Here is a 19,752-nt window from a genome sequence, read left to right as displayed (position 1 = left end):
GCTTTGTGCTAGGAGAGTATCGGATCGAAGGTCGTCGCGCATCGGAGATCGCCGCCAGCGTCGAGCGGGGGGTGGCCTCCGGGGACCTCGCGCCCGGCCAACTGTTGCCGCCGATGCGGGAGTTGGCGGCCACGCTCGGAGTGAATCCGAACACCGTCGCCGCCGCGTACCGCACCCTGCGGGAGCGCGGGGTGATCGAGACCGACGGTCGGCGCGGCAGTCGCGTCCGGCCCGCGCCCGCCACCACCGCCCGCGGCTCCCTCCGCGTCGAGGCGCCCGAAGGCGTCCGCGACGTGAGTAACGGCAGCCCCGACCCGGCGCTCCTTCCGCGGCTGGACACCGCCTTCGCCGCGGTCGCCCGTGAGTACGCCGGGCGTCCCCCCTTGTACGGCGAGGCGCCCGTCGACGAGGAGTTCGCGCGACTCGCGCGCGCCGCCTTCGACGCGGGCGGCGTGCCCGCCGGGCCGGTGGGCGTCGCCTCGGGGTCGCTCGATGCCGTCGAGCGCGTGCTCGCCGTGCATCTCAGGCCCGGCGACGCCGTCGCCGTCGAGGACCCCGGCTGGGGCAGCCTCCTCGACCTCGTGCCGGCGCTCGGGCTGCGGCCCGTGCCCGTCGCCGTCGACGACGAGGGGCCGCTGCCGGACGCCGTCGCGCGGGCGCTGCGCGCCGGGGCGCGGGCCGTGATCATCACCGACCGGGCGCAGAATCCGACCGGGGCCTGCGTGTCCGGGCGGCGCGCCGCCGCACTGCGCGCGGTCCTCGCCGCGCATCCCGACGTGTTGCTCGTCGAGGACGACCACGGGCACGGGATCGTCGCCCAGCCGCTGCACCCGCTCGCCACGGGCGAGGGGCGGTGGGTGTGCGTGCGGTCCGTGGCCAAGGCATGGGGGCCCGACCTGCGGATCGCCGCGTTCACCGGGGACGCCGAGACCGTCGACCGGGTGCTCGGGCGGCAGCGGCTCGGACCCGGCTGGGTCAGCCGGCTGCTCCAGCGCGCCGTGGTGCACCTGTGGCGTACGGGGGCGGTCGACCCCGAGGCCGTCGCGGCGGCCTACGGGGCGCGACGCGACGGCCTGGTGCGGGCGCTCGCCCGGCGCGGGGTCGAGGCACACGGGATCAGCGGGATGAACGTATGGGTGCCGGTCGCCGACGAGACCGGGGCGGTGGCGCGGCTGCTCGGGCGGGGGTGGGCGGTCGCGCCCGGCGCCCGGTTCCGGATGGAGGCGGGGCCGGCGGTGCGGCTGACCGTCTCGGGGCTTGCCGTGGGCGAGGTCGAGGCGCTGGCCGACGCGGTGGCGTTCGCGGCGGGGCCCGCGCCCGCCCGGAGTTACGGCTGAGGGGCGGTCGGCGCCGTCCGTGCCGGCCGCGGTGTCTCCTCGGGCGCCCGGGCTCCCGCCGGCCGCGCCTCCGCCGTCGGCGCCTCGCTCGTGCGTGATGCGGCGGTCCGTGCGGGTTTCCGTGCGTGCGGCGCCCCCGGACCGCCTCCCGCCGGCGCCGGGTGCCGTTCCCGCCGGCTCGAGGCGCGGGTCTGGGTGAGGGCCGCGCCGGCGAGCACCACCAGGGCGCCGAGCGGGGTGTTCCAGGTGAGGTGCTCGTCCAGCAGGGCGACACCCGCGGCGGTGGCGATGACCGGGATGAAGTACGTGACCATCGACGCCGTCGTCGGGCCGACCTCGGCCACCACGCCGTACTGGAGCAGCATCGCCCAGCCCGTGCCCAGCGCGCCGAGCGCGATGACGGAGACCAGCGGGAGGATCTCGACGGACTCCGGCCAGGTGGTGAACAGGGGGGTCACCAGGGCCAGCTGGAGGGTGCCCAGGCCGACCTGCGCCGTGGCCAGGGAGAGGTTCGACGAGCCCGTGCCCGAGAGGGTCCGGCGGACGTAGATCCAGCCGACCGCGTAGGAGGCCGAGGCGAGCAGGGCGAGCGCCGTGCCCCCGGCGTCCAGGCCCGAGAAGCCCTGCCAGGCGCCGAGCACGGTGAGGACGCCGGCGAAGCCGATGCCGAGTCCGGCCGCCCGCACCCGGGTCGGGCGGTCCTCGGAGAGGGCGACGAGCGAGAGCACCATGCCCCACAGGGGGGTCGTGGCGTTGCAGATGCCCGCGAGCGTCGAGGGGATCGTCAGTTCGGCGTACGAGAAGAGCGAGAACGGCAGGGCGTTGAGGAGGAGGGCCGCCACCGTCAGATGGCCCCAGGTGCGTGCCCCGCGCGGCAGGCGGTCGCGCTTCACGACCAGGGCGACGAGCAGGACCGCCGTACCGAACAGGAGGCGGCCGAAGGTCACCTGGAAGGGGGCGAAGCCCCGCGTGCCGACCTTGATGAAGAGGAAGCTGAATCCCCAGATCAGGGCGAGGACGCCGAAGCGGATGCGCCAGTCGACCCCGGCGCGGGGGGAAGGGGTGGTGGAGCTCATGACAACGAGGTTCGCCGAGGGGCACCGTGTAGCACAAGCGAGAATTCATGGAGGTGATGTCTTAGGATCGCTTACATGTTAAACCTGGAGCGCCTGCGGACCCTCGACGCCGTCGCGCGGCACGGCTCGGTGAGCGGAGCCGCCGAGGGACTGCACGTCACGACGTCGGCCGTCTCGCAGCAACTGGCCAAACTGGAGCGGGAGATCGGGCAGCAACTGCTGGCGAAGAGCGGGCGGGGGGTCCGGCTGACCGATGCCGGGCTGCTCCTTGCCGAGCACGCGGCGCGGATCCTCTCCCAGGTGCAGCTCGCCCAGGCGGACATCGAGGCGCAGCGGGGGCAGGTGGTGGGGGAGGTGCGCATCGCCGCCTTTCCCACGGCGATGCGCGGGCTCATCCCCTCCGCGATCCGCTCGCTGCACGCCGCTCACCCCGGACTGCGGGTCCACACCGCCGAGCTGGAGCCCGATCCGGGGGTGCGCGAGGTGCTGCGGGGGGACAGCGATCTCGCCGTCGTCCTGGACTGGAACAACAAGCGGGCTCCGGTGCCGCCCGGGCTGGAGCGGGCGCATCTGCTCGACGACTCCGCCGACGTCGCCCTGTCCGCCGACCACCCGCTGGCCGGGCGGGCGGAGGTGGACCTGGCGGACTTCGCCGAGGAGGAGTGGGTCTCCTGGCCCGCCGGCGAGTTCTGTCACGACTGGCTGATCTTCACGCTCCGCTCCAAGGGCGTCGAGCCGCGGATCGCCCATGTCGCCGGTGACCACCACACCCAGCTGGCCCTGGTCGCCGCCGGCCTCGGCGTCTGCGTCGCCCCCCGGCTCGGGCGGCCGGCTGCCATGGAGGGGGTCTCCTTCGTGCCCGTCCGGCAGCCGGTGCGGCGCCACATCTACGCGACCTGGCGCACCGACGCGGGGCGCCGTCCGTCGATCCGCGCCGTGGTGGAGGTTCTGCGGGCGGTCGGGACGCCGGGCGACGGGCGGTTCCGCTGACCACGGGCATCGTCCGATCCCCGGCGACGCAGGCCGCCGACGAGGCGTGCGGCGCTCGTGATCAGTGCACCGGGGACGTCCCGAGCTTGCGGAAGTCCCAGGACGCGACGGCGTCCGGGGTGAGGCGCATCCAGGCGTGCCGGCCGTCGTGCGGCATGGCGTCGAGGCCGAAGTTCTTGGCGGCGAAGAGGAGTTCCGGCGCGTCGAGTTCGGGGCAGGGCTCGCCGGTGCGGGGGGCCTCGCCCACGAACTCCACGGTGCCCGAGAGCTCGACCCCGCGCAGCTCCCCGTACTCCACACCGTCGTCGATCACGACGGCGATCTGCGGCCGGGCGCGCAGCTCGGCCCAACGGCGGCTGCGCGTCAGGGAGTAGAGCCAGAGCGAGGTGCCGTCCCAGGCGAACCAGAGCGCGCTGACGTGCGGACGGCCGTCGGCCGAGACGGTCGCCACCCGGCAGGTGCGCTGTTCGGAGAGGAACGTGTCGAGCTCGGCCGGGGTCATCATGATCCGGCGTCCACGGCGCTGTGCGACGGTCATCGTCCGCACCCTTCTAGATTTCTGACGAGGTGTCAGAAATCATGGGGGCTGCACCGCCCCGGTGCAAGCGGGTGACCCGAGGAGGACACCGTGGGACAGCACTCGGAACGGCTCAGGGAGCAGCTCGCCCCGGACGGCACGGTGCTACTCACCGTCGAGTGCCAGGAGGGAGTCGTAGGGCCCGCGAGCGCTCTTCCCGAACTCGGCGCCGTGGCAAGGGAGTCCGGCGCCCTGCGCCGGGTCGCCCGGCTCGTCGGCGCCGCCCACGAGGCCGGGGTGCAGGTCCTGCACGCCGTCGCCGAGCGGCGCCCCGACGGGCGCGGCGCCAACCGCAACGCCCGCCTGTTCCGCGCCGCGGCCCGGCTGCCCGTGCAGCAGCACAGCGGAAGCCCCGCCGTACGGATCGCCGAGCCCATCGAGGTCGCCGAGCAGGACCTGGTGGTACGGCGGCTGCACGGCCTCTCGCCCATCGCGGGGACCGACGTCGACGCCCTCCTGAGGAACCTGGGCTGCCGGACCCTGGTCGTCACCGGCGTCTCCGCCAACGTGGCCGTTCCCAACGCCGTCTTCGACGCCGTCAACCTCGGCTACACCGTCGTCGTACCGGGCGACGCCATCGCGGGGGTGCCGGCCGACTACACCCCCGCGATGATCCGCAACACGCTCGCGCTCGTCGCCACCGTCACGAGCACCGACGAGGTGCTCGCCTGCTGGAAGGCCGCCCGGCAGGTCAGCCGAGCCTGATCGCCTTCCCGGTCACCTCGATCGGCGTCGGCTCCAGCGGCTGCGTCGCCGGGCCCTGCTTCACGCTGCCGTCCGAGGCGTCGAAGTGACTCTGGTGACAGGGGCACACGATGACCCCGTCGGCCACGCTGCCCACGCTGCAGCCCTGGTGCGTGCAGCGCGAGGAGAACGCCTTGAACTCGCCCGCCTTCGGCTGGGTGATCACCACGCCCTTGTCGGCGAGCACCTTCCCGCCGCCCACCGGGATGTCACCGGTCATCGCCAGCGGCGCGTTATCCCCGGACGTGCCGCCCGCCCCCTGCGTCCCGTCCGTGACGTTCTTGTCGCCGCCGTCGCTTCCCCCGCAGGCGGCCAGCGCCGCCGTCAGTCCCGCTCCGCCCGCCGCCGCGACGACCGTCCTGCGCGCCACACCACTCATACCGCTCCCCTTGTGAACACCGTTTGCCGATCTCTGCGCCATGGTGGCGGATGGAGGAGCTCCGCGTCACCCGATCGGGGCCGGTGCATCTGACGGAGCCGTCGGCAGGGAAGCATCCGACGGAGGTCCGACACTCCACCGACACGGAAGGGGGCCGAGCGGCCATGCCCAAGCCCGGACCCATGCCCCAGCCCCGCCCGGCGCCCGAGGGGGCGCGCTGCCTGGTCACCGGAGCGGGCGGCTACATCGGCGGACGCCTCGTCCCCGAGCTCCTCGACGCCGGATACCGCGTACGGTGTCTCGCCCGGACCCCTGCCCACCTCAAGGACCACCCCTGGGCCGACCGGGTGGAGATCGTCCGGGGCGACGTCACCGACGCGGAGAGCCTGCGGCCCGCCCTCGACGGCGTCGACGTCGGCTACTACCTCGTCCACTCCATGCGGTCCGGCGGGAACTTCGAGCAGACCGACCGCACCGCCGCCCGCACCTTCGCCGAGGAGTCGAAGCGCGCGGGTCTGCGGCGCATCGTCTACCTCGGCGGCCTCACCCCCCGCGACGTGCCCGACGACCAGCTCTCCCGCCACCTGCGGTCCCGCGCCGAGGTCGGCAGGATCTTCCTGGAATCCGGTGTGCCCACCACGGTGCTGCGCGCCGCCGTCGTCATCGGATCGGGCTCGGCGTCCTTCGAGATGCTCCGCTACCTGACCGAGCGCCTGCCCGTCATGGTGACCCCCAGCTGGGTGGGGACCCGCGTCCAGCCGATCGGCGTGCGCGACGTGCTGCGCTATCTGGTCGGCAGCGCCGGAATGCCGCCCGAGGTGAACCGGAGCTTCGACATCGGCGGGCCGGACGTCCTCACGTACCGGGAGATGATGATCCGGTACGCGGCCGTCGCCCGGCTCCCACGGCGGCTGATCGTGCCGGTCCCGATGCTCACCCCGCGCCTGTCGAGCCACTGGATCGGACTCGTCACCCCGGTGCCCGCCGACCTCGCCCGGCCGCTCGCCGAGTCCCTGCGCCACGAGGTGGTGTGCTCCGAGCACGACATCGCCCGCTTCGTGCCGGACCAGCCCGGCGCGCCCCTCTCCTTCGACCGGGCACTCGAACTCGCCCTCCAGCGGGTGCAGGACGCCCAGGTCTCCACCCGCTGGTCCTCCGCCTCCCTCCCCGGGGCGCCCAGCGACCCGCTGCCCACCGATCCGGACTGGGCGGGCGGCAGCCTCTACAGCGACGAGCGCGCCCGGGTCGTCGATGCCGGGCAGGCGGAGCTGTGGCGCGTCATCGAGGGGACCGGTGGTGAGAACGGCTGGTACTCCTTCCCGCTGGCCTGGGCCGTGCGCGGCTGGCTCGACCGGCTCGTCGGCGGTGTCGGCCTGCGCCGGGGCCGCCGCGACGCGGAACACCTGCGGGTCGGCGACGCCCTGGACTTCTGGCGCGTCGAGGAGATCGAACGCGGCCGGCTGCTCCGGCTGCGCGCCGAGATGCGGCTGCCCGGCCTCGCCTGGCTGGAGCTGCGGGCGGAGCGCGACGAGCAGGGCCGCACCCGTTACCGGCAGCGGGCGCTCTTCCATCCGCGCGGACTCCTCGGCCAGGTGTACTGGTGGAGCGTCGCACCCTTCCACGCGATCGTCTTCGGCGGCATGGCGCGGAACATCGCGCGGAAGGCCGAGAAGGCGTCCCGGCGGTGAGGACGCGCCCGGCGCCGGGCGAGCACGTGCATCCGGCCGGTGCCGCGGACGGGAAGAGTACCGCCGGCGGCCCCTAACCAGGAGTGGTGCCATGAACGTCTCCGTCGTCCTGTTCACCTCGGATCTGCGTCTGCACGACCATCCGCCGCTGCGGGCGGCCACGGCCGGCGGGCGCGAGGTCGTGCCGCTGTTCGTGCGCGACCCCGCCGTGGACCGGGCCGGTTTCGCCGCTCCCAACCGGCTCGCCTTCCTCGCCGACTGCCTCGCCGACCTGGACGCCGCCCTCCAGGAGCGTGGCGGCCGGCTCGTCATGCGTACCGGCGACACGGCGGCCGAGGTGCTCGCGGTGGTGCGGGAGGCGGGGGCGGACGAGGTGCACATGGCGGCCGGGTGCTCGGCCTTCGCCCGTGCGCGGGAGGACCGGCTGCGGCGCGCCCTGGAGTCGGACGGGTGCCGGCTGTTCGTCCACGACGGAGTGATCACCGCCGTGCCGCCGGGCGAACTCACCCCCCAGGGCTCGGACCACTTCGCCGTCTTCACTCCGTACTTCCGGCGCTGGAACGACGTACGGCTGCGTACGCCGCTCGTCGCCCCGCGCGCCGTACGGGTGCCGAACGGGGTGCGGAGCGACGCCCTCCCCCAGCGGTCCGCGGTCGAGGGCGTCTCCGAAGGCCTCGCGACGGGCGGGGAGACCGAGGGCCGCAAGCGCCTCACGGCATGGCTGTCCCGGCACGCCGACGCCTACGAGGAGCGCCACGACGACCTCGCGGGGGACGCCACGTCGCGGCTCTCCCCGTACCTGCACTTCGGCGCCGTCTCGGCCGTCGAGGCGGTGCAACGGGCGCGGGCGCGAGACAGCGCGGGGGCCGAGGCGTTCGCACGGCAGCTGTGCTGGCGGGACTTCCACCACCAGGTCCTGGCGGCACGGCCGGAGACCGCGACCGAGGACTACCGCCCGCGCCAGGACCGCTGGCGGCGCGGCCGGGAGGCGGAGGCTGACCTGCGCGCCTGGCAGGAGGGGCGCACCGGCTACCCCCTGGTCGACGCCGCGATGCGCCAGCTCGCCCACGAGGGCTGGATGCACAACCGGGGGCGGCTGATCGCCGCGTCGTTCCTCACCAAGACGCTCTATCTGGACTGGCGTCAGGGCGCCCGCCACTTCCTCGGCCTGCTGGTCGACGGCGACGTCGCGAACAACCAGCTCAACTGGCAGTGGGTGGCCGGTACGGGGACGGACACCCGCCCCAACCGGGTGCTCAACCCGCTCCTGCAGGCGCGGCGTTACGACCCCGACGGCGCCTACGTGCGCCGCTGGGTCCCGGAGCTCGCCGGGCTCGCCGCGCCGGAGGTGCACGAGCCGTGGCGGCTCACCGGGCTCGACCGCGCGGCGGTCGACTACCCCGAACCCCTGATCGGGCTGGCCGACGGGCTGGCGCGGTTCCGGGCGGGGAGGGAAGGCGAAGGGGAGCGGCAGTCGTCGGCGGCCGACGCGTCTCCGGAGCGCGCGATGGCTGCGGGGCCGGCCGGCCGGGGCTGAGGCCGCGGCGCCGACTGCGCCTCCCGCCCCACGGGCGGGCACCGGCCCCTCGGGACCGGGTCGTCCCGGCGGGCGGTCCGGGCGGGCGGTCCGGGGCGGGCGGGCGGTCCGGGCGGGCGGTCCGGGGCGGGCGGGCGGTCCGGGCGGGCGGTCCGGGGCGGAGTTTGTCAGCCCCTCGGGCGAGCACCTCCGCGCAGGCCTCGCGGGTCGCCCGGTGCGCCGCGCGGGCCAGCCGGGGGCCCCGTGCCGACCGCGGGCCGCCGAAGGCCTCGGCTGCCGCGTTCACGGGGGTGGGACAGGCGACGCAGACCGCGTCGGTGGGGGTGCCGGAGGCGTCCGCGCCCAGTGCCACCAGGGCCTGGACCTTCGCCTCGGTGGCCCTGGCGACGGCGTTGACGAGGAGCGGCCAGCGCCGCCCGCAGGGCGCGTCCCGCGCCCCCCTGTCGGGATTTCCTTCCTGCCTGCGGGCCCCTTGCCGGGCCGCTGCGGCGTCGGCTCCGCCGCACCCCGTCAGCGGGCCTCCCGGTCCCGCACCGTCGTCGTCCACGCGGGCTGCTGCGCCTGCGACTGTTCCGTGCCGGGCTCCGCGCGGCGGCCGCCGCGGGCGAAGAAGTCGGCCAGCGGGAGGATGGCGGCCCCGATGGTGACGGCCTCCGGGCCCAGGGTGCCGAGGCCGATCGTGACCCGGGCGGCCGGATGGCGCAGCGCGTAGTCCACGGCGTGGCGCCGCACCGTGTCGAGGAAGCGGTCGCCCAGCTGGAGTCCGGCCCAGCCGCCGACGAGGATGCGCTCGGGCTGGAAGAGGTTGATCAGGTCCGCGACGCCCGCGCCGAGGTACTCGGCGGTCTCCTCCAGGACGGCGAGCGCCGTCGGGTCGGGGGCCGTTCCCGAGCCGGCGGCCGGGTGGGCGGCGGCGAGCATCGCGGTGAGGGCGGTCTCCTCGTCGGCGCCGGCCGGGGGACGCCCGCCCGCCTCCTGCCAGCGTTCGAGCAGCGCCTCCGCGCCCGCGTACGCCTCCAGGCAGCCCAGGGCCCCGCAGCGGCAGCGGCGGCCCCTGACCCGGACGGTCAGGTGGCCCCATTCGAGGGCGCGGCCGGGACCCATCGGGTCGGTGGCGACGCAGGCTCCGACGCCGGAGCCGAAGAGCACGAAGACGGCGCTGCGGGCGCCGCGTCCGGCGCCGAACCACAGCTCCGCCTGGCCGAGCGTGCGGGCGCCGTTGTCGATCCGGTAGGGGACGCTGCCCGGCAGGTCGACGGCCTCGCGCAGCAACCGCTCCAGCGGTACGGCGTCCCAGCCGATGGTCTGTCCGTGCACCAGGGCCCCGCCGCCGGAGCCCGCTCCGCCCTCGGTGGTTCCGCCCCGCGTGCCGCCCGTGCCGTCCTCTTCCGTGCCGGGGGTGACGATGCCGGGGACGCCCACGCCCACGCCGAGCAGCCGGTCGGGGGGCATCTGCGCGGTGCGCAGCACCTCGGCGATGCCCTCGCGGATGTGCCCGACGATGAGCCCGACCTCGTAGCGGTCGTGAGGCTCCCGGCTGTCGACCGCCAACGGGCGTTCGGTCCGGGCGAGTTCGGTGAGGGTGAGGTCGAACAGTTCGACCCTGACGCGGGTCTCGCCGACGTCCACGCCGATCATGCAGCCGCTGCTCGGGCTGATCCGCAGCAGGGTGCGCGGCCGTCCGCCCGCCGAGTCGACGCTGCCGGCCTCCTCGACGAGGCCTTCGGCGACCAGCTCGCCGACGACGTTGCTGACCGAGCCCGAGCTCAGGCCCGTCGCCGGGCCGAGCGCGAGCCGGCTCGTCGGGCCGTCGAAATACAGCCGTCGCAGGACCGCGGTGCGGTTCTCCCGCCGCAGGTCACGCACCGTGCGGCCACTCGTCGCTCGCACCGTACCCCCAGTTCGTCACGTCTGCTGTGCAACATACACCCGACGCCGAGCGGGGGCCGCCCTTCCTTCGTAGTTCACCTCACGTCATGAGTTAAGGCGTAGGGGAAAGGGTGGGGTCCTGTGCTCCGCGGGGACCCCGGCCGCCGGTGCCGCTTCCGCTCCCCGCCCGTTCCGCCATCGACCGCTCGACGGGCCCGACCGGTCGCCGCGGGGTCCCTGCGGGCGACCTCGCCGGACCCAGCCAGCGCGCCAGCTCCACGGCGAGTTCGGCCGGGTCCGGTTCCGCCCCGCCGGCCGCCCAGGCCAGATAGCCGTCCGGGCGGCACAGCACCGCGCGCCAGCCGAGGGCCGTGCCCTCCGCGTCCGTCCGGCCGACCCGCACCGTCCGCAGGCGGTCCCGCGACCAGCCGTCGAGCAGCTCGCCGGGCACGGTCGTCACGTCCTCGGTGAGCAGCAGCAGGGGAGTGGCGTCCTCCAGGAGCTCGGCCGTGCGGAGCGGGCCGTCGGGCGTGAGGAAGGTGTGATTGGGCAGGAAGGTGCCGGTCAGCGGGTCGGTGCCCGGCCGGGAGTGGCGGATGCTCTGGCCGCTGATCTCGTCCGCGGTCGCCGCGCGGGCCTCCGGCACGTCCATCAGGCGCCCGAAGTAGGCGCGCAGCGGCTCCTGTTGGGGGCGCGGATCCATCAGGGCCGCCTGCGCGCGGGTGTTGGCGACGACCGTCCGTGCCACCGCGCGCCGCTCGTCGGTGTAGCTGTCGAGCAGCTCGCCGGGGGCGTCGCCGCGGGCCACCAGGCCCAGTTTCCAGCCCAGGTTGACGGCGTCCTGGAGCCCGGTGTTGAGGCCCTGGCCGCCGAGCGGCGCGTGCACGTGCGCGGCGTCGCCGGCCAGCAGGACGCGGCCGTGGCCGGGGGAGCGGTAACGGTCCGCGACCCGCGTGAAGTCGGAGAAGCGGGAGCCGTACACGAGGTCCCGCATGGGCAGTTCGCGGCCCAGCACCCGCGCGGCCGTGGTGCTGAGCTCCTCCAGGGTCACCGGCCGTCCCCGGTCGGGGAAGGGACGGGAGAAGTCATGGGTCAGCACCCGGCTGTAGCCGCGCGGGTTGACGTTGATCAGCGTCGCCCCCTCGGGTCCGCGGGCCCAGCCGCCGGGGGCGCCGGCCGGGTCGACCAGTCGCACCAGACCGATGACGCCGCTGAAGGACGGCTCGGTCGTGGTGACCGGGAAGCCCGCCCGCTCCCGCACCGTGCTGCGCGCTCCGTCACAGCCCACGACCCAGTCGGCCGTCAGGGTGCGCCCGCGGCCGTCGTCGCCGACGACCTCCACCTCCACCCGGTCGGGCCGCTCGGTCAGCCGCCGCACCTCCCATCCCCGGCGCACGTCGGCGCCGAGCGCCCGGGCCCGGCCCTCGAAGGCCTGCTCCAGGGAGGACTGCGGCTGGTTGAGGATCGGCGGCCCCTCGGCCGTCGGGCTGGTGATCGTCAGCAGCGGCAGTCCGGCGAAGTGGAAGCCGGTGCGCTGCCGGAGGTCGAGCCGGCCCGGTGCGGGCAGTCGCAGGACGCCCCGGCGCAGCAGGGACTGCACGGTGCGCGCGTGCAGGGTGCCGGCGCGCGGGGTGTCCCGTACCCGCTCGTGCCGTTCGAGCACGAGGGCGTCGACGTTCTGCAGCGCCAGTTCGCCGGCGAGCAGCAGCCCCACGGGGCCGCCGCCGACGACGAGGACGGTGGTGTGTTCGGGGAACATGGCGGGCCTTCCCGGTCCGTGCGGGCTACGCGTCGAAGCTGGCAAACCAGCCCGCGGCCATGTCCTTGTCCCCGTGGCCCCGGGCGACGGCGCGCTGGAAGCGGCGGTGACCGGCCTCGGTGGCGTCGAGCCGTACGCCGACCCGCTCGGCGGCCTCCAGGACGAGCCTGGCGTCCTTCTCGGAGTTGTCCACGGAGAACTGCGGGGTCCAGTCGCCGTTCAGGATCGCGGCGGACTTGCCCTGGAAGAACCCGCTGTCCATGGGGCCGCCGGAGACGACGTCCACGAAGTGCCGCGGGTCGACGCCGAGCCGGTCGGCGAGCGAGAGGGCCTCGCCCACGCCGTGGGTGAGGGCGCCCACCCAGGTGTTCAGGACCAGCTTGAGGCGGCTGGCGGCGCCTTCGGTGCCGTCCTCGCCGACCCAGACGGTACGCGCGCCGATGATGTCGAACAGCGGCTGGACGGTGGGGCGGACGCTCTCCGGGGCGGCGGCCAGGACCACCAGCTTTCCGAGCTCGGCGGGCTGGCGCGAGCCCTGCACCGGGGCGTCGACGAAGACCAGCCCGGCCTCCCCGGCGAAGGCGGCGAGCTCGGCCACGGCCTCGCCGACGGTGCTGACCTGCACCCAGACGGTGCCCGGCGCGAGCTTGGGCGCGGCGGCCCGGACGGCCTCCAGCACGCGGGGGCCGTCGTTGAGGACGGTCAGGACCACGTCGGCGCCGTCGACGGCCTCGGCCGGGGTGTCGGCGACCGTGACGCCGTCGGCGACGAGGGCGTCGGCCTTGGCCCGGGTGCGGTTCCAGGCGCGGACGGTTAAGCCGCTCCGGACGAGGTTGCGGGCGACGGGGGCGCCGATGATGCCGGTGCCGAGGACTGCGATGACCGGCTGTGCGGAGGTCATGTCCGGACTCCTAGAAGGTGGTTCGGGGGGTCGAGCCGCCGGCGCCGTCGGCACCAGCGGTTCGAAAATTTTCGTACCGGGCTACCTTAGGCATGCCGGGACCGGCCCCACAACGCGTCCCGGCCGTGTCTGTCACCTGTCCGACGCCGAGAGGTCCCCGCGATGCCCGTCGAGCTCTTCCATCCTTCGCTGGAGGCCGTCGAACTCGACGCCGTGTACGCGGCGTTGGCCGACCGGCACCGGCGCGGCGTGGTCGTCCGGCTGGCCCGCACCCCGGACGCCGAGGTCGCCTGTACGACGCTGGACGTGCCGGGCGCGAAGTCGACCCGCTCGTACCACTGGAAGGTGCTCCGCGAGGCCGGACTGATCATCCAGCGCAGCACCGGCACGGGCATGCGGCTGCGGCTGCGGCCCGGCTTCGAACGCCGCTTCCCCGGCCTCCTCGGCAACCTGCTGAGCCTGGAGGGCGGTCACGGGGCGCCGGCTCCCTGACGCACGGGCGTCGGCCCGGCGCCCGCCGCCGGCCCGGGGGCCGGCGCCCTCCGTTGCAGCAGCCCCGACAGAACCGCCGTGCCCAGGCCCGCCGTCGCGAGCAGCGCCCCGGACCACACGGGCGCCGTGTAGCCGAGGCCGGCGCCGATGACGCTGCCGCCGACCCAGGGGCCGATCGTGTTGCCGAGGTTGAAGGCGGAGGTGTTGGTCGTGGTGGCGAGCGTCGGCGCGTCGCCGGCCTCGCGCATCACCTGGGCCTGGAGCGCCGGGTTGATGGAGAAGGCGGCCAGGCCGAAGGCCAGCACCGTGACCACGGTGGCCGTCCGGTCGTGCGCGGTGAGCGTCAGCAGCGCCAGCACCAGGGCCATCGCCGCGATCCCCACGTACAGGCTGGGCAGCAGACGGCGGTCCGCGAAGCGGCCCCCGACGACGCTGCCCGCGAAGCAGCCCACGCCGAACAGGGTCAGCAGCAGCGGCACGGCCGCCTCGGAGAAGCCGCTCACGTCGGTGAAGAGCTTGGACAGGTAGCTGAAGCAGCAGAAGATCGCCGCCTGGGTGAGCATCGAGGTCGAAAGAGCCACCCACACGCGGGGGTTGCGGAACGCGGTGAGCTCCGCGCGCACCCCCGCGTACGGGCCGTTCGGGCGACGTGGCACCAGGAGGACGACGCCGAGCAGTGCGGCCACCGCCAGGGCGTCGACCGCCCAGAAGCTCGCCCGCCAGCCCGCGTGCTGGCTGAGGAAGGTCCCCGCCGGGACGCCGAGGACATTGGCCACGGTGAGGCCGGCGAACATGATCGCCAGGGCCCGGCCGCGCCGCTCGGGGCCCGCGAGCTCCACGGCCACCACCGAGCCGATGCCGAAGAAGGCTCCCTGGGCGAGGGCCGCGACGACCCGCCCGGCCAGCAGGACGCCGTAGCCGGGCGCGAGGGCCCCCATGGTCTGCCCGAGGACGAACAGGAACAGCAGGCCGACCAGGGCCTTCTTGCGGTTGACGCGCAGGGTCGCGACGGTGAGGGCGGGGCCGCCGGCCACCACGCCGAGCGCGTAGCCGGAGATCAGCCAGCCCACCGCGGGCACGGAGACCGAGAGGTCGCGGGAGAGGTCGGGCAGCAGCCCGGAGATCATGAACTCGGTGGTCCCGATGCAGAAGACGCTCAGGCCGAGCACGTACACGGCGAAGGGCACCGCCGCTCCTCCTTCGATTCCGGTACCGGAATCTGAACCATCGTTCCAGAACCAGGGTGAAAGAAAGGCCGACGCGGGTGCGTCGGCCGACTGTCGAGACCCTAGGAGGCGTTCCGAGGGGCGGGAGGCAGGATCTGGTCCACCAGTGACACGAGCGTCGCGCGGTCGCCGACCTTGCCGAGCACCCGCAGTCCGTACATCGAGTTGAGCAGGAAGACGGCGAGGGTCTGCGGCTCCTGGTCGCGCGGCATCGAACCGTCGCGCTGCCCCTGCTCGATGCTGACACGCAGTGCCGTCTGCACCCGGGCGAAGGTTCCGCGGACATGCTCGGTGATGTCCGGATCCCGCCCGGCCATCTCCATCGCGGTGTTGACCACGAGGCAGCCGCGGTGGTCGGGGATCTCGGCGGTCTCCTCGTCGACCACGCTCAGCAGGACCGCGCGGATGCGCTCGCGGGCCGTCCCCTCGCCCTCTTCGAGCAGTCTCGTCAGCCGGCTGGTCCACTCGCTGTCATAGCGCCGCAGCGCCGCCTCGAACAGCCCGCGCTTGCTGGTGAACGTGTTGTAGAGGCTGCCACGGCCGAGTCCGGTGCTGTCCACGAGGTCCTGGGCCGATGTGCCGGCGTACCCCTTGTCCCAGAACGTGGTCATCGCCGCGTCCAGTGCGTGGTCGAGGTCGAAGCCTCGGGGGCGAGGTGACATGACGACAGGTTAGCAGTTCTGGAACGATTGTTAAAATTCGATGGACCAGCGTGACTGCCTGCTCGAAGGTGTGATTACCTCAAGTCGTCGACGCGGCACCGAGTGTCCCGGAAGCAATCCCGGGCATGCGGGCAGACCCGTCCGGCGCGGGAGTCCGACCACCCTCCGCCGCCGGTGCGCCGCGAAGACCCGGTCCGCCCGGCGAACGACCCGGGAGGACGCGGGGGAGGGCCCTCTCACCAGGGCACCAACATCCTTTCCATGGGGGATCACCTTGGCACCCGTTCAGTCCGTTGCGCCCTTTTACGGCTTACGCCTGGAAAACGGGGCTTGCCTGCCGGGCCTGCTGGAGCAGCAGGCCACGGCGCGGCCCGAGGCGGTGGCCGTCGTCTCCGACGACCGCAGCCTCACCTACCGTCAGCTCGCCGAGTCCAGTGGGCGGCTGGCCGTCCACCTCTACGGTCTCGGCGTGTCGGTCGACGACTGCGTAGGCCTCTACACCGAACCGTCGCTGGACCTGATGACCGGCGCGTGGGGCATCCTCTTCGCCGGCGCCGCCTATCTGCCGCTGTCCCCGGAGTACCCCGAGGACCGGCTCCGCTACATGATCGAGAACAGCCGCACCGGGGTGATCGTCACCCAGGAGCACCTGCGGGAGCGGCTCGCCGCCATCGCCCCGGCCGGCACCCGGATCGTCACGCTCGGGGACGTGCCGGAGGCCCCGCTCGACGGCGTCCCGCACTGCGGCGTCGGGGGAGCCGGTGCCGCCGGCGCCCCGGCCCGGATCCCGCAGCAGCGCGATCCCCGGGGGATGGGGCCCCGCCCCGACTCCCTCGCGTACGTCATCTACACCTCGGGCAGCACGGGCCGGCCCAAGGGCGTGATGATCGAGCACCGGAGCATCGTGTCCCAGCTGCGCTGGATGCACTCCTTCGGTCACCTCGGCAGCCACGTCACCGTCCTGCAGAAGACCCCCATGAGCTTCGACGCGGCGCAGTGGGAGATCCTCGCCCCCGCCGCGGGGGCCAGGGTCGTCGTCGGCGCGCCCGGCATCTACCGCGACCCCGAGGCGATCGTCGCCACCGTCAACCGGCACGAGATCACCACGCTGCAGGGCGTACCGACCCTGCTCCAGGCCCTGGTGGACCTGGACGAGTTCCGCTCCTGCACCACGCTGCGGCGCGTCTTCTCCGGCGGTGAGGCGCTCTCGCACCGGCTCGCCCGCTCGCTCCTCACCGAGCTGCCGTGGATCTCGCTGGTCAACCTGTACGGCCCCACCGAGACCACCATCAACGCCACCGCGTGCCTGGTGGACCCGGACGTGCTCCGCGACGGCGCCGGCTCGGTGCCGATCGGCGTCCCCGTCGACAACACGCCCTGCTTCATCCTCGACGAGGAGCTCCGGCCGGTCGACATAGGCACCACCGGCGAGCTCTACATCGGCGGCGTCCAGCTGGCCCGTGGCTACCTGCACCGCGAGGACCTCACGGCGGAACGATTCATCCCGTCGCCCTTCGTCCCGACCGAGCGCCTCTACAAGACCGGTGACCTCGCCTACTGGAACGAGGACGGCACCATCACCTGCGTCGGCCGCGCCGACAACCAGGTCAAGCTGCGCGGCTACCGCGTCGAGCTCGACGAGATCTCGCTGGCCATCGAGGAGCACGCCTGGGTCCGCCGCGCCGCGGCCGTCGTCACCGACGACCCGCGCACCGGCTTCCAGAACCTGGTGGCCTGCATCGAGCTCAACCCGCGCGAGGCGGCCCTGATGGACCAGGGCAACCACGGCGGCCACCACCAGTCCAAGGCCAGCAAGCTCCAGGTCAAGGCGCAGCTGTCCAACCCCGGCCTGCGCGACGCCGACGAGCTGGCCGGCCGGCCGGTGCTCGGCCTGCCGGGCCGCGAGGCCACCCCGCGGCAGCGCCGGGAGACCTTCGCCCGCAAGACCTACCGCTACTACGACGGCGGCGAGGTCGGCCGGGAGGACCTCCGGCAGCTGCTCGCGCCGCCGCCGGTCCCGCAGCTGTCGCGAGGGCTTGACGAACTCTCCCTCGCCCAGCTCGGCGAGATCCTCCGCTGGTTCGGACAGTTCCGCAGCGAGGAGCGCCTCCTTCCGAAGTACTCCTACGCCTCGCCGGGCGCCCTCTACGCCACGCAGATGTACCTGGAGACCAGCGGCGTCGCCGGGATCGAGGCGGGCGTCTACTACCACCACCCGGTCGACCACACCCTGGTGCGGATCGCCGGCACGGAGCTGACCGGCCCCGCCCTGAACGTGCACTTCCTCGGCAAGCGGCGGGCCATCGAGCCGGTCTACGCCAACAACATCCTCGAGGTCCTGGAGTTCGAGACGGGCCACATGGTCGGCGTCCTCGAGGAGGTGCTGCCCGAGTACGGACTGACCGTCCGGCCCGCCGGCTTCACCCCCGCCGTCAAGGACCGGCTCGACGTCGTCGACGAGGACCACTACCTCGGCAGCTTCGAGATCCACCCGAACGACGGCGAGCCCCGGCAGGACCCGACCGAGATCTACGTCCAGGCCCACCCCGGCCGGATCGCGGACCTCCCGGGCGGTCACTATCGCTATCTCAACGGCGAGTTCGAGCGCGTCTCGGACGCGCTGATCCAGCGCCGCCACGTCATCGCCATCAACCAGTCGGTCTACGACCGGGCCTCCTTCGGCATCACGGCGATCAGCCGCGCCGAGGAGCCCTGGCTGGAGTACGTCGCGATGGGGGCCAAGCTGCACCACCTCCAGCGCAACGGCCTCGCGCTCGGCTTCATGTCCTCCGGATACAGCTCCAAGTCCGGCAACCCGCTGCCCGCCGCGCGCCGGATCGACGAGATCCTCGCCTCCATCGGCACGCCGACCGGCCCGTCGTACTTCTTCCTCGGCGGCCGGATCAGCGAGGAGCAGGCCCTCAGCGAGGGCATGAACGAGGACGCCGTCCACACCAAGGGCCCGGCCGAGATCATCAAGGAGGAGCTGGCCGGCTTCCTGCCCGACTACATGATCCCCAACCGGGTCCTGGTCATGAACGACCTGCCCCTGACCGCCAACGGCAAGGTCGACGCCAAGACCCTCGCCGCGAGCGAACAGGTGCGGGCCGCGGGCAGCGGCGCCCCCTACGTCGCCCCGGCGACCGCCCACGAGCGCTGGCTCGCCGACGTCTGGGGCAACGCCCTCAAGTACGAGGACGTCTCGACCGAGGACGACTTCTTCGCGGCCGGCGGCAACTCGCTGATCGCCGTCGCCCTGGTCAACCGGATCAACCGCGAGTTCGGCACCCGGCTCCCGCTCCAGGTCGTCTTCGAGGCGCCGAAGCTGGGCGACCTCGCCGCCCGTATCGCGGACGGCTCCGGCGCCGCCGTCTCGCGCCTGGTCCGGCTGCACGACGACACCCCCAAGGGGGCCGAGGGCATCGCCGGCCCGGTGTTCTGCTGGCCCGGCCTCGGCGGCTACCCGATGAACCTGCGGCTGCTCGGCCGCGAGTCCGGCCTCGGCCGGCCGTTCTACGGGGTCCAGGCGCACGGCATCAACGAGGGCGAGCAGCCCTACCCGACCGTCCAGGAGACGGCGGCCGCCGACATCGCCGAGATCCGGCGCGTCCAGCCCGAGGGGCCGTACCTCCTGTGGGGCTACTCCTTCGGCGCCCGCGTCGCCTTCGAGGCGGCCTGGCAGCTGGAGCAGGCCGGCGAGAAGGTGGAGCAGCTGCTCCTCCTCTGCCCCGGCAACCCCAAGGTCCGCGCCGCCGAGGCGGAGCGCCACGGCCGGGAGGCCTCCTACGCCAACCCCGCCTACGTCACGATCCTCCACTCCGTCTTCGCCGGCTCGATCAGCGGCCCCGAGGTGGAGGCCTGCCTGGCGGCCGCCCATGACGAGGACAGCTTCGTCGCCTTCGTCCACGAGCGAATACCCGCCCTGGACGAGCAGCTGATCCGCCGGATCACCCGCATCGTCGGCGAGACCTACGAATTCGAGTACAACTTCCGCGAGTTGAGCGAGCGCAAGCTGAACACCCCGGTCACCCTCTTCAAGGCGACCGGCGACGACTACGCCTTCATCGAGGGCAGCTCCGGCTACTCCGCCGCGCCCGTGACGGTCGTCGACCTGGAGGGCGACCACTACAGCGTCCTCAAGGAGCGCGGCATCGCCGAACTGGTCGCCGCCATCCGCGCCCGGCTCGCCGCCTAGCCCACTTCTCCGCCAGGACTTGGAGTCCCCATCGTGCCGCACGTGGACATTTCGTACTACGACCGGGAATTCACCGACGAGCAGAAGGAGCGGCTCGGCCGCGCCCTCGCCGACGTCGTCGTCGAGCACTTCTCGACCTACGACGGAGCCGTCTCCGTCTCCCTGCACCCCGTGGAGCGGGAGGACTGGACGACGGAGGTCTTCGAGCCCCGGATCACCGGCCTGCAGGACCGGCTGATCAAGGCGCCCGACTACCGGTCCGAGTGACAACCCTCGTCCACCCCGGCGGCCGCGACCCCGGCCGCACCCGCACCACGCGA

General features: G+C 73.8%; 16 protein-coding genes and 1 pseudogene. 8 read left to right on the top strand and 9 right to left on the bottom strand.

Translation table 11 applies throughout. The features are described from left to right. Positions 1-5: 5 nt before the first annotated feature. Positions 6-1,337: an aminotransferase class I/II-fold pyridoxal phosphate-dependent enzyme gene (locus ACGF1Z_RS15710; RefSeq protein WP_393004073.1), complete on the top strand. Its 1,332-nt coding sequence runs from the start codon at positions 6-8 to the stop codon at positions 1,335-1,337. On the opposite strand, the gene ACGF1Z_RS15705 is transcribed toward ACGF1Z_RS15710, so the two are convergent. After that, positions 1,328-2,413 (bottom strand): DMT family transporter, encoded by a 1,086-nt coding sequence (locus ACGF1Z_RS15705; protein ID WP_393004071.1) that lies wholly within the window; start codon positions 2,411-2,413, stop codon positions 1,328-1,330. The genes ACGF1Z_RS15710 and ACGF1Z_RS15705 overlap by 10 nt on opposite strands. A gap of 75 nt (positions 2,414-2,488) precedes the next feature. On the opposite strand from ACGF1Z_RS15705, the gene ACGF1Z_RS15700 reads away from it, so the two are divergent. After that, complete coding sequence (locus tag ACGF1Z_RS15700) at positions 2,489-3,403, top strand: LysR family transcriptional regulator (protein WP_393004069.1); 915 nt, start codon at positions 2,489-2,491, stop codon at positions 3,401-3,403. 61 nt (positions 3,404-3,464) lie between these two features. Here the strand turns inward: ACGF1Z_RS15700 and ACGF1Z_RS15695 are convergent, their stop codons facing one another. Continuing rightward, the gene (locus tag ACGF1Z_RS15695; protein WP_393004067.1) at positions 3,465-3,941 is read right to left on the bottom strand and encodes a pyridoxamine 5'-phosphate oxidase family protein; all 477 of its coding nucleotides are present in this window, start codon (positions 3,939-3,941) and stop codon (positions 3,465-3,467) included. Positions 3,942-4,031: 90 nt separating this feature from the next. Between ACGF1Z_RS15695 and ACGF1Z_RS15690 the strand changes: the two genes are divergently transcribed. After that, a complete protein-coding gene (locus ACGF1Z_RS15690; RefSeq protein ID WP_393004065.1) occupies positions 4,032-4,685 on the top strand; it encodes a cysteine hydrolase in 654 nt (217 codons plus the stop codon). Here the strand turns inward: ACGF1Z_RS15690 and ACGF1Z_RS15685 are convergent. Next, positions 4,672-5,103, bottom strand: coding sequence for a Rieske (2Fe-2S) protein (locus ACGF1Z_RS15685; RefSeq protein ID WP_393004063.1), 432 nt, complete (start codon positions 5,101-5,103; stop codon positions 4,672-4,674). The two genes, ACGF1Z_RS15690 and ACGF1Z_RS15685, sit on opposite strands and share 14 nt — an antisense overlap. A gap of 164 nt (positions 5,104-5,267) precedes the next feature. Between ACGF1Z_RS15685 and ACGF1Z_RS15680 the strand changes: the two genes are divergently transcribed. Together ACGF1Z_RS15680 and ACGF1Z_RS15675 are read left to right on the top strand one after the other, a co-directional pair. Then, on the top strand, positions 5,268-6,791 hold the full coding sequence (locus ACGF1Z_RS15680) for an SDR family oxidoreductase (RefSeq protein ID WP_393004061.1): 1,524 nt from the start codon (positions 5,268-5,270) through the stop codon (positions 6,789-6,791). 91 nt (positions 6,792-6,882) lie between these two features. Next, on the top strand, positions 6,883-8,328 hold the full coding sequence (locus ACGF1Z_RS15675; RefSeq protein ID WP_393004059.1) for a cryptochrome/photolyase family protein: 1,446 nt from the start codon (positions 6,883-6,885) through the stop codon (positions 8,326-8,328). 217 nt (positions 8,329-8,545) lie between these two features. Here the strand turns inward: ACGF1Z_RS15675 and ACGF1Z_RS15670 are convergent. The 4 genes and pseudogenes from ACGF1Z_RS15670 to ACGF1Z_RS15655 all read right to left on the bottom strand — a co-directional run. Then, positions 8,546-8,875: pseudogene (locus ACGF1Z_RS15670) on the bottom strand (adenosylcobinamide amidohydrolase); the annotation flags it as partial. Continuing rightward, positions 8,839-10,218 (bottom strand): ROK family protein, encoded by a 1,380-nt coding sequence (locus tag ACGF1Z_RS15665; protein WP_393004057.1) that lies wholly within the window; start codon positions 10,216-10,218, stop codon positions 8,839-8,841. The pseudogene ACGF1Z_RS15670 and the gene ACGF1Z_RS15665, both read right to left, overlap by 37 nt. A 91-nt stretch (positions 10,219-10,309) precedes the next feature. After that, the gene (locus ACGF1Z_RS15660) at positions 10,310-11,956 is read right to left on the bottom strand and encodes an FAD-dependent monooxygenase (RefSeq protein WP_393004055.1); all 1,647 of its coding nucleotides are present in this window, start codon (positions 11,954-11,956) and stop codon (positions 10,310-10,312) included. 25 nt (positions 11,957-11,981) lie between these two features. Continuing rightward, a complete protein-coding gene (locus ACGF1Z_RS15655) occupies positions 11,982-12,857 on the bottom strand; it encodes an NAD(P)-dependent oxidoreductase (RefSeq protein WP_393004053.1) in 876 nt (291 codons plus the stop codon). A 162-nt stretch (positions 12,858-13,019) separates the two neighbouring features. On the opposite strand from ACGF1Z_RS15655, the gene ACGF1Z_RS15650 reads away from it, so the two are divergent. Continuing rightward, positions 13,020-13,349, top strand: coding sequence for an ArsR/SmtB family transcription factor (locus tag ACGF1Z_RS15650; protein WP_393004051.1), 330 nt, complete (start codon positions 13,020-13,022; stop codon positions 13,347-13,349). Here the strand turns inward: ACGF1Z_RS15650 and ACGF1Z_RS15645 are convergent. Both ACGF1Z_RS15645 and ACGF1Z_RS15640 read right to left on the bottom strand, forming a co-directional pair. Beyond that, complete coding sequence (locus ACGF1Z_RS15645) at positions 13,328-14,536, bottom strand: Cmx/CmrA family chloramphenicol efflux MFS transporter (RefSeq protein WP_393004049.1); 1,209 nt, start codon at positions 14,534-14,536, stop codon at positions 13,328-13,330. The two genes, ACGF1Z_RS15650 and ACGF1Z_RS15645, sit on opposite strands and share 22 nt — an antisense overlap. Before the next feature lie 101 nt (positions 14,537-14,637). Then, the gene (locus ACGF1Z_RS15640) at positions 14,638-15,237 is read right to left on the bottom strand and encodes a TetR/AcrR family transcriptional regulator (RefSeq protein ID WP_393004047.1); all 600 of its coding nucleotides are present in this window, start codon (positions 15,235-15,237) and stop codon (positions 14,638-14,640) included. Between the two features lie 274 nt (positions 15,238-15,511). Here ACGF1Z_RS15640 and ACGF1Z_RS15635 point away from each other — a divergent pair, with 274 nt between their 5' ends. Together ACGF1Z_RS15635 and ACGF1Z_RS15630 are read left to right on the top strand one after the other, a co-directional pair. After that, a complete protein-coding gene (locus ACGF1Z_RS15635) occupies positions 15,512-19,432 on the top strand; it encodes an amino acid adenylation domain-containing protein (RefSeq protein WP_393004045.1) in 3,921 nt (1,306 codons plus the stop codon). A 42-nt stretch (positions 19,433-19,474) separates the two neighbouring features. Then, positions 19,475-19,699 carry a tautomerase family protein gene (locus ACGF1Z_RS15630; RefSeq protein WP_393004043.1) on the top strand — a complete coding sequence of 75 codons (225 nt, stop codon included), beginning with the start codon at positions 19,475-19,477 and terminating at the stop codon, positions 19,697-19,699. Positions 19,700-19,752 lie beyond the last annotated feature (53 nt).

The organism is Streptomyces sp. NPDC048018, from assembly GCF_043202995.1.
Taxonomy (GTDB): Bacteria; Actinomycetota; Actinomycetes; order Streptomycetales; family Streptomycetaceae; genus Streptomyces.
The sequence above is the reverse complement of the archived record's forward strand: the minus strand, read 5'-3'. Positions and strand labels throughout refer to the sequence as shown.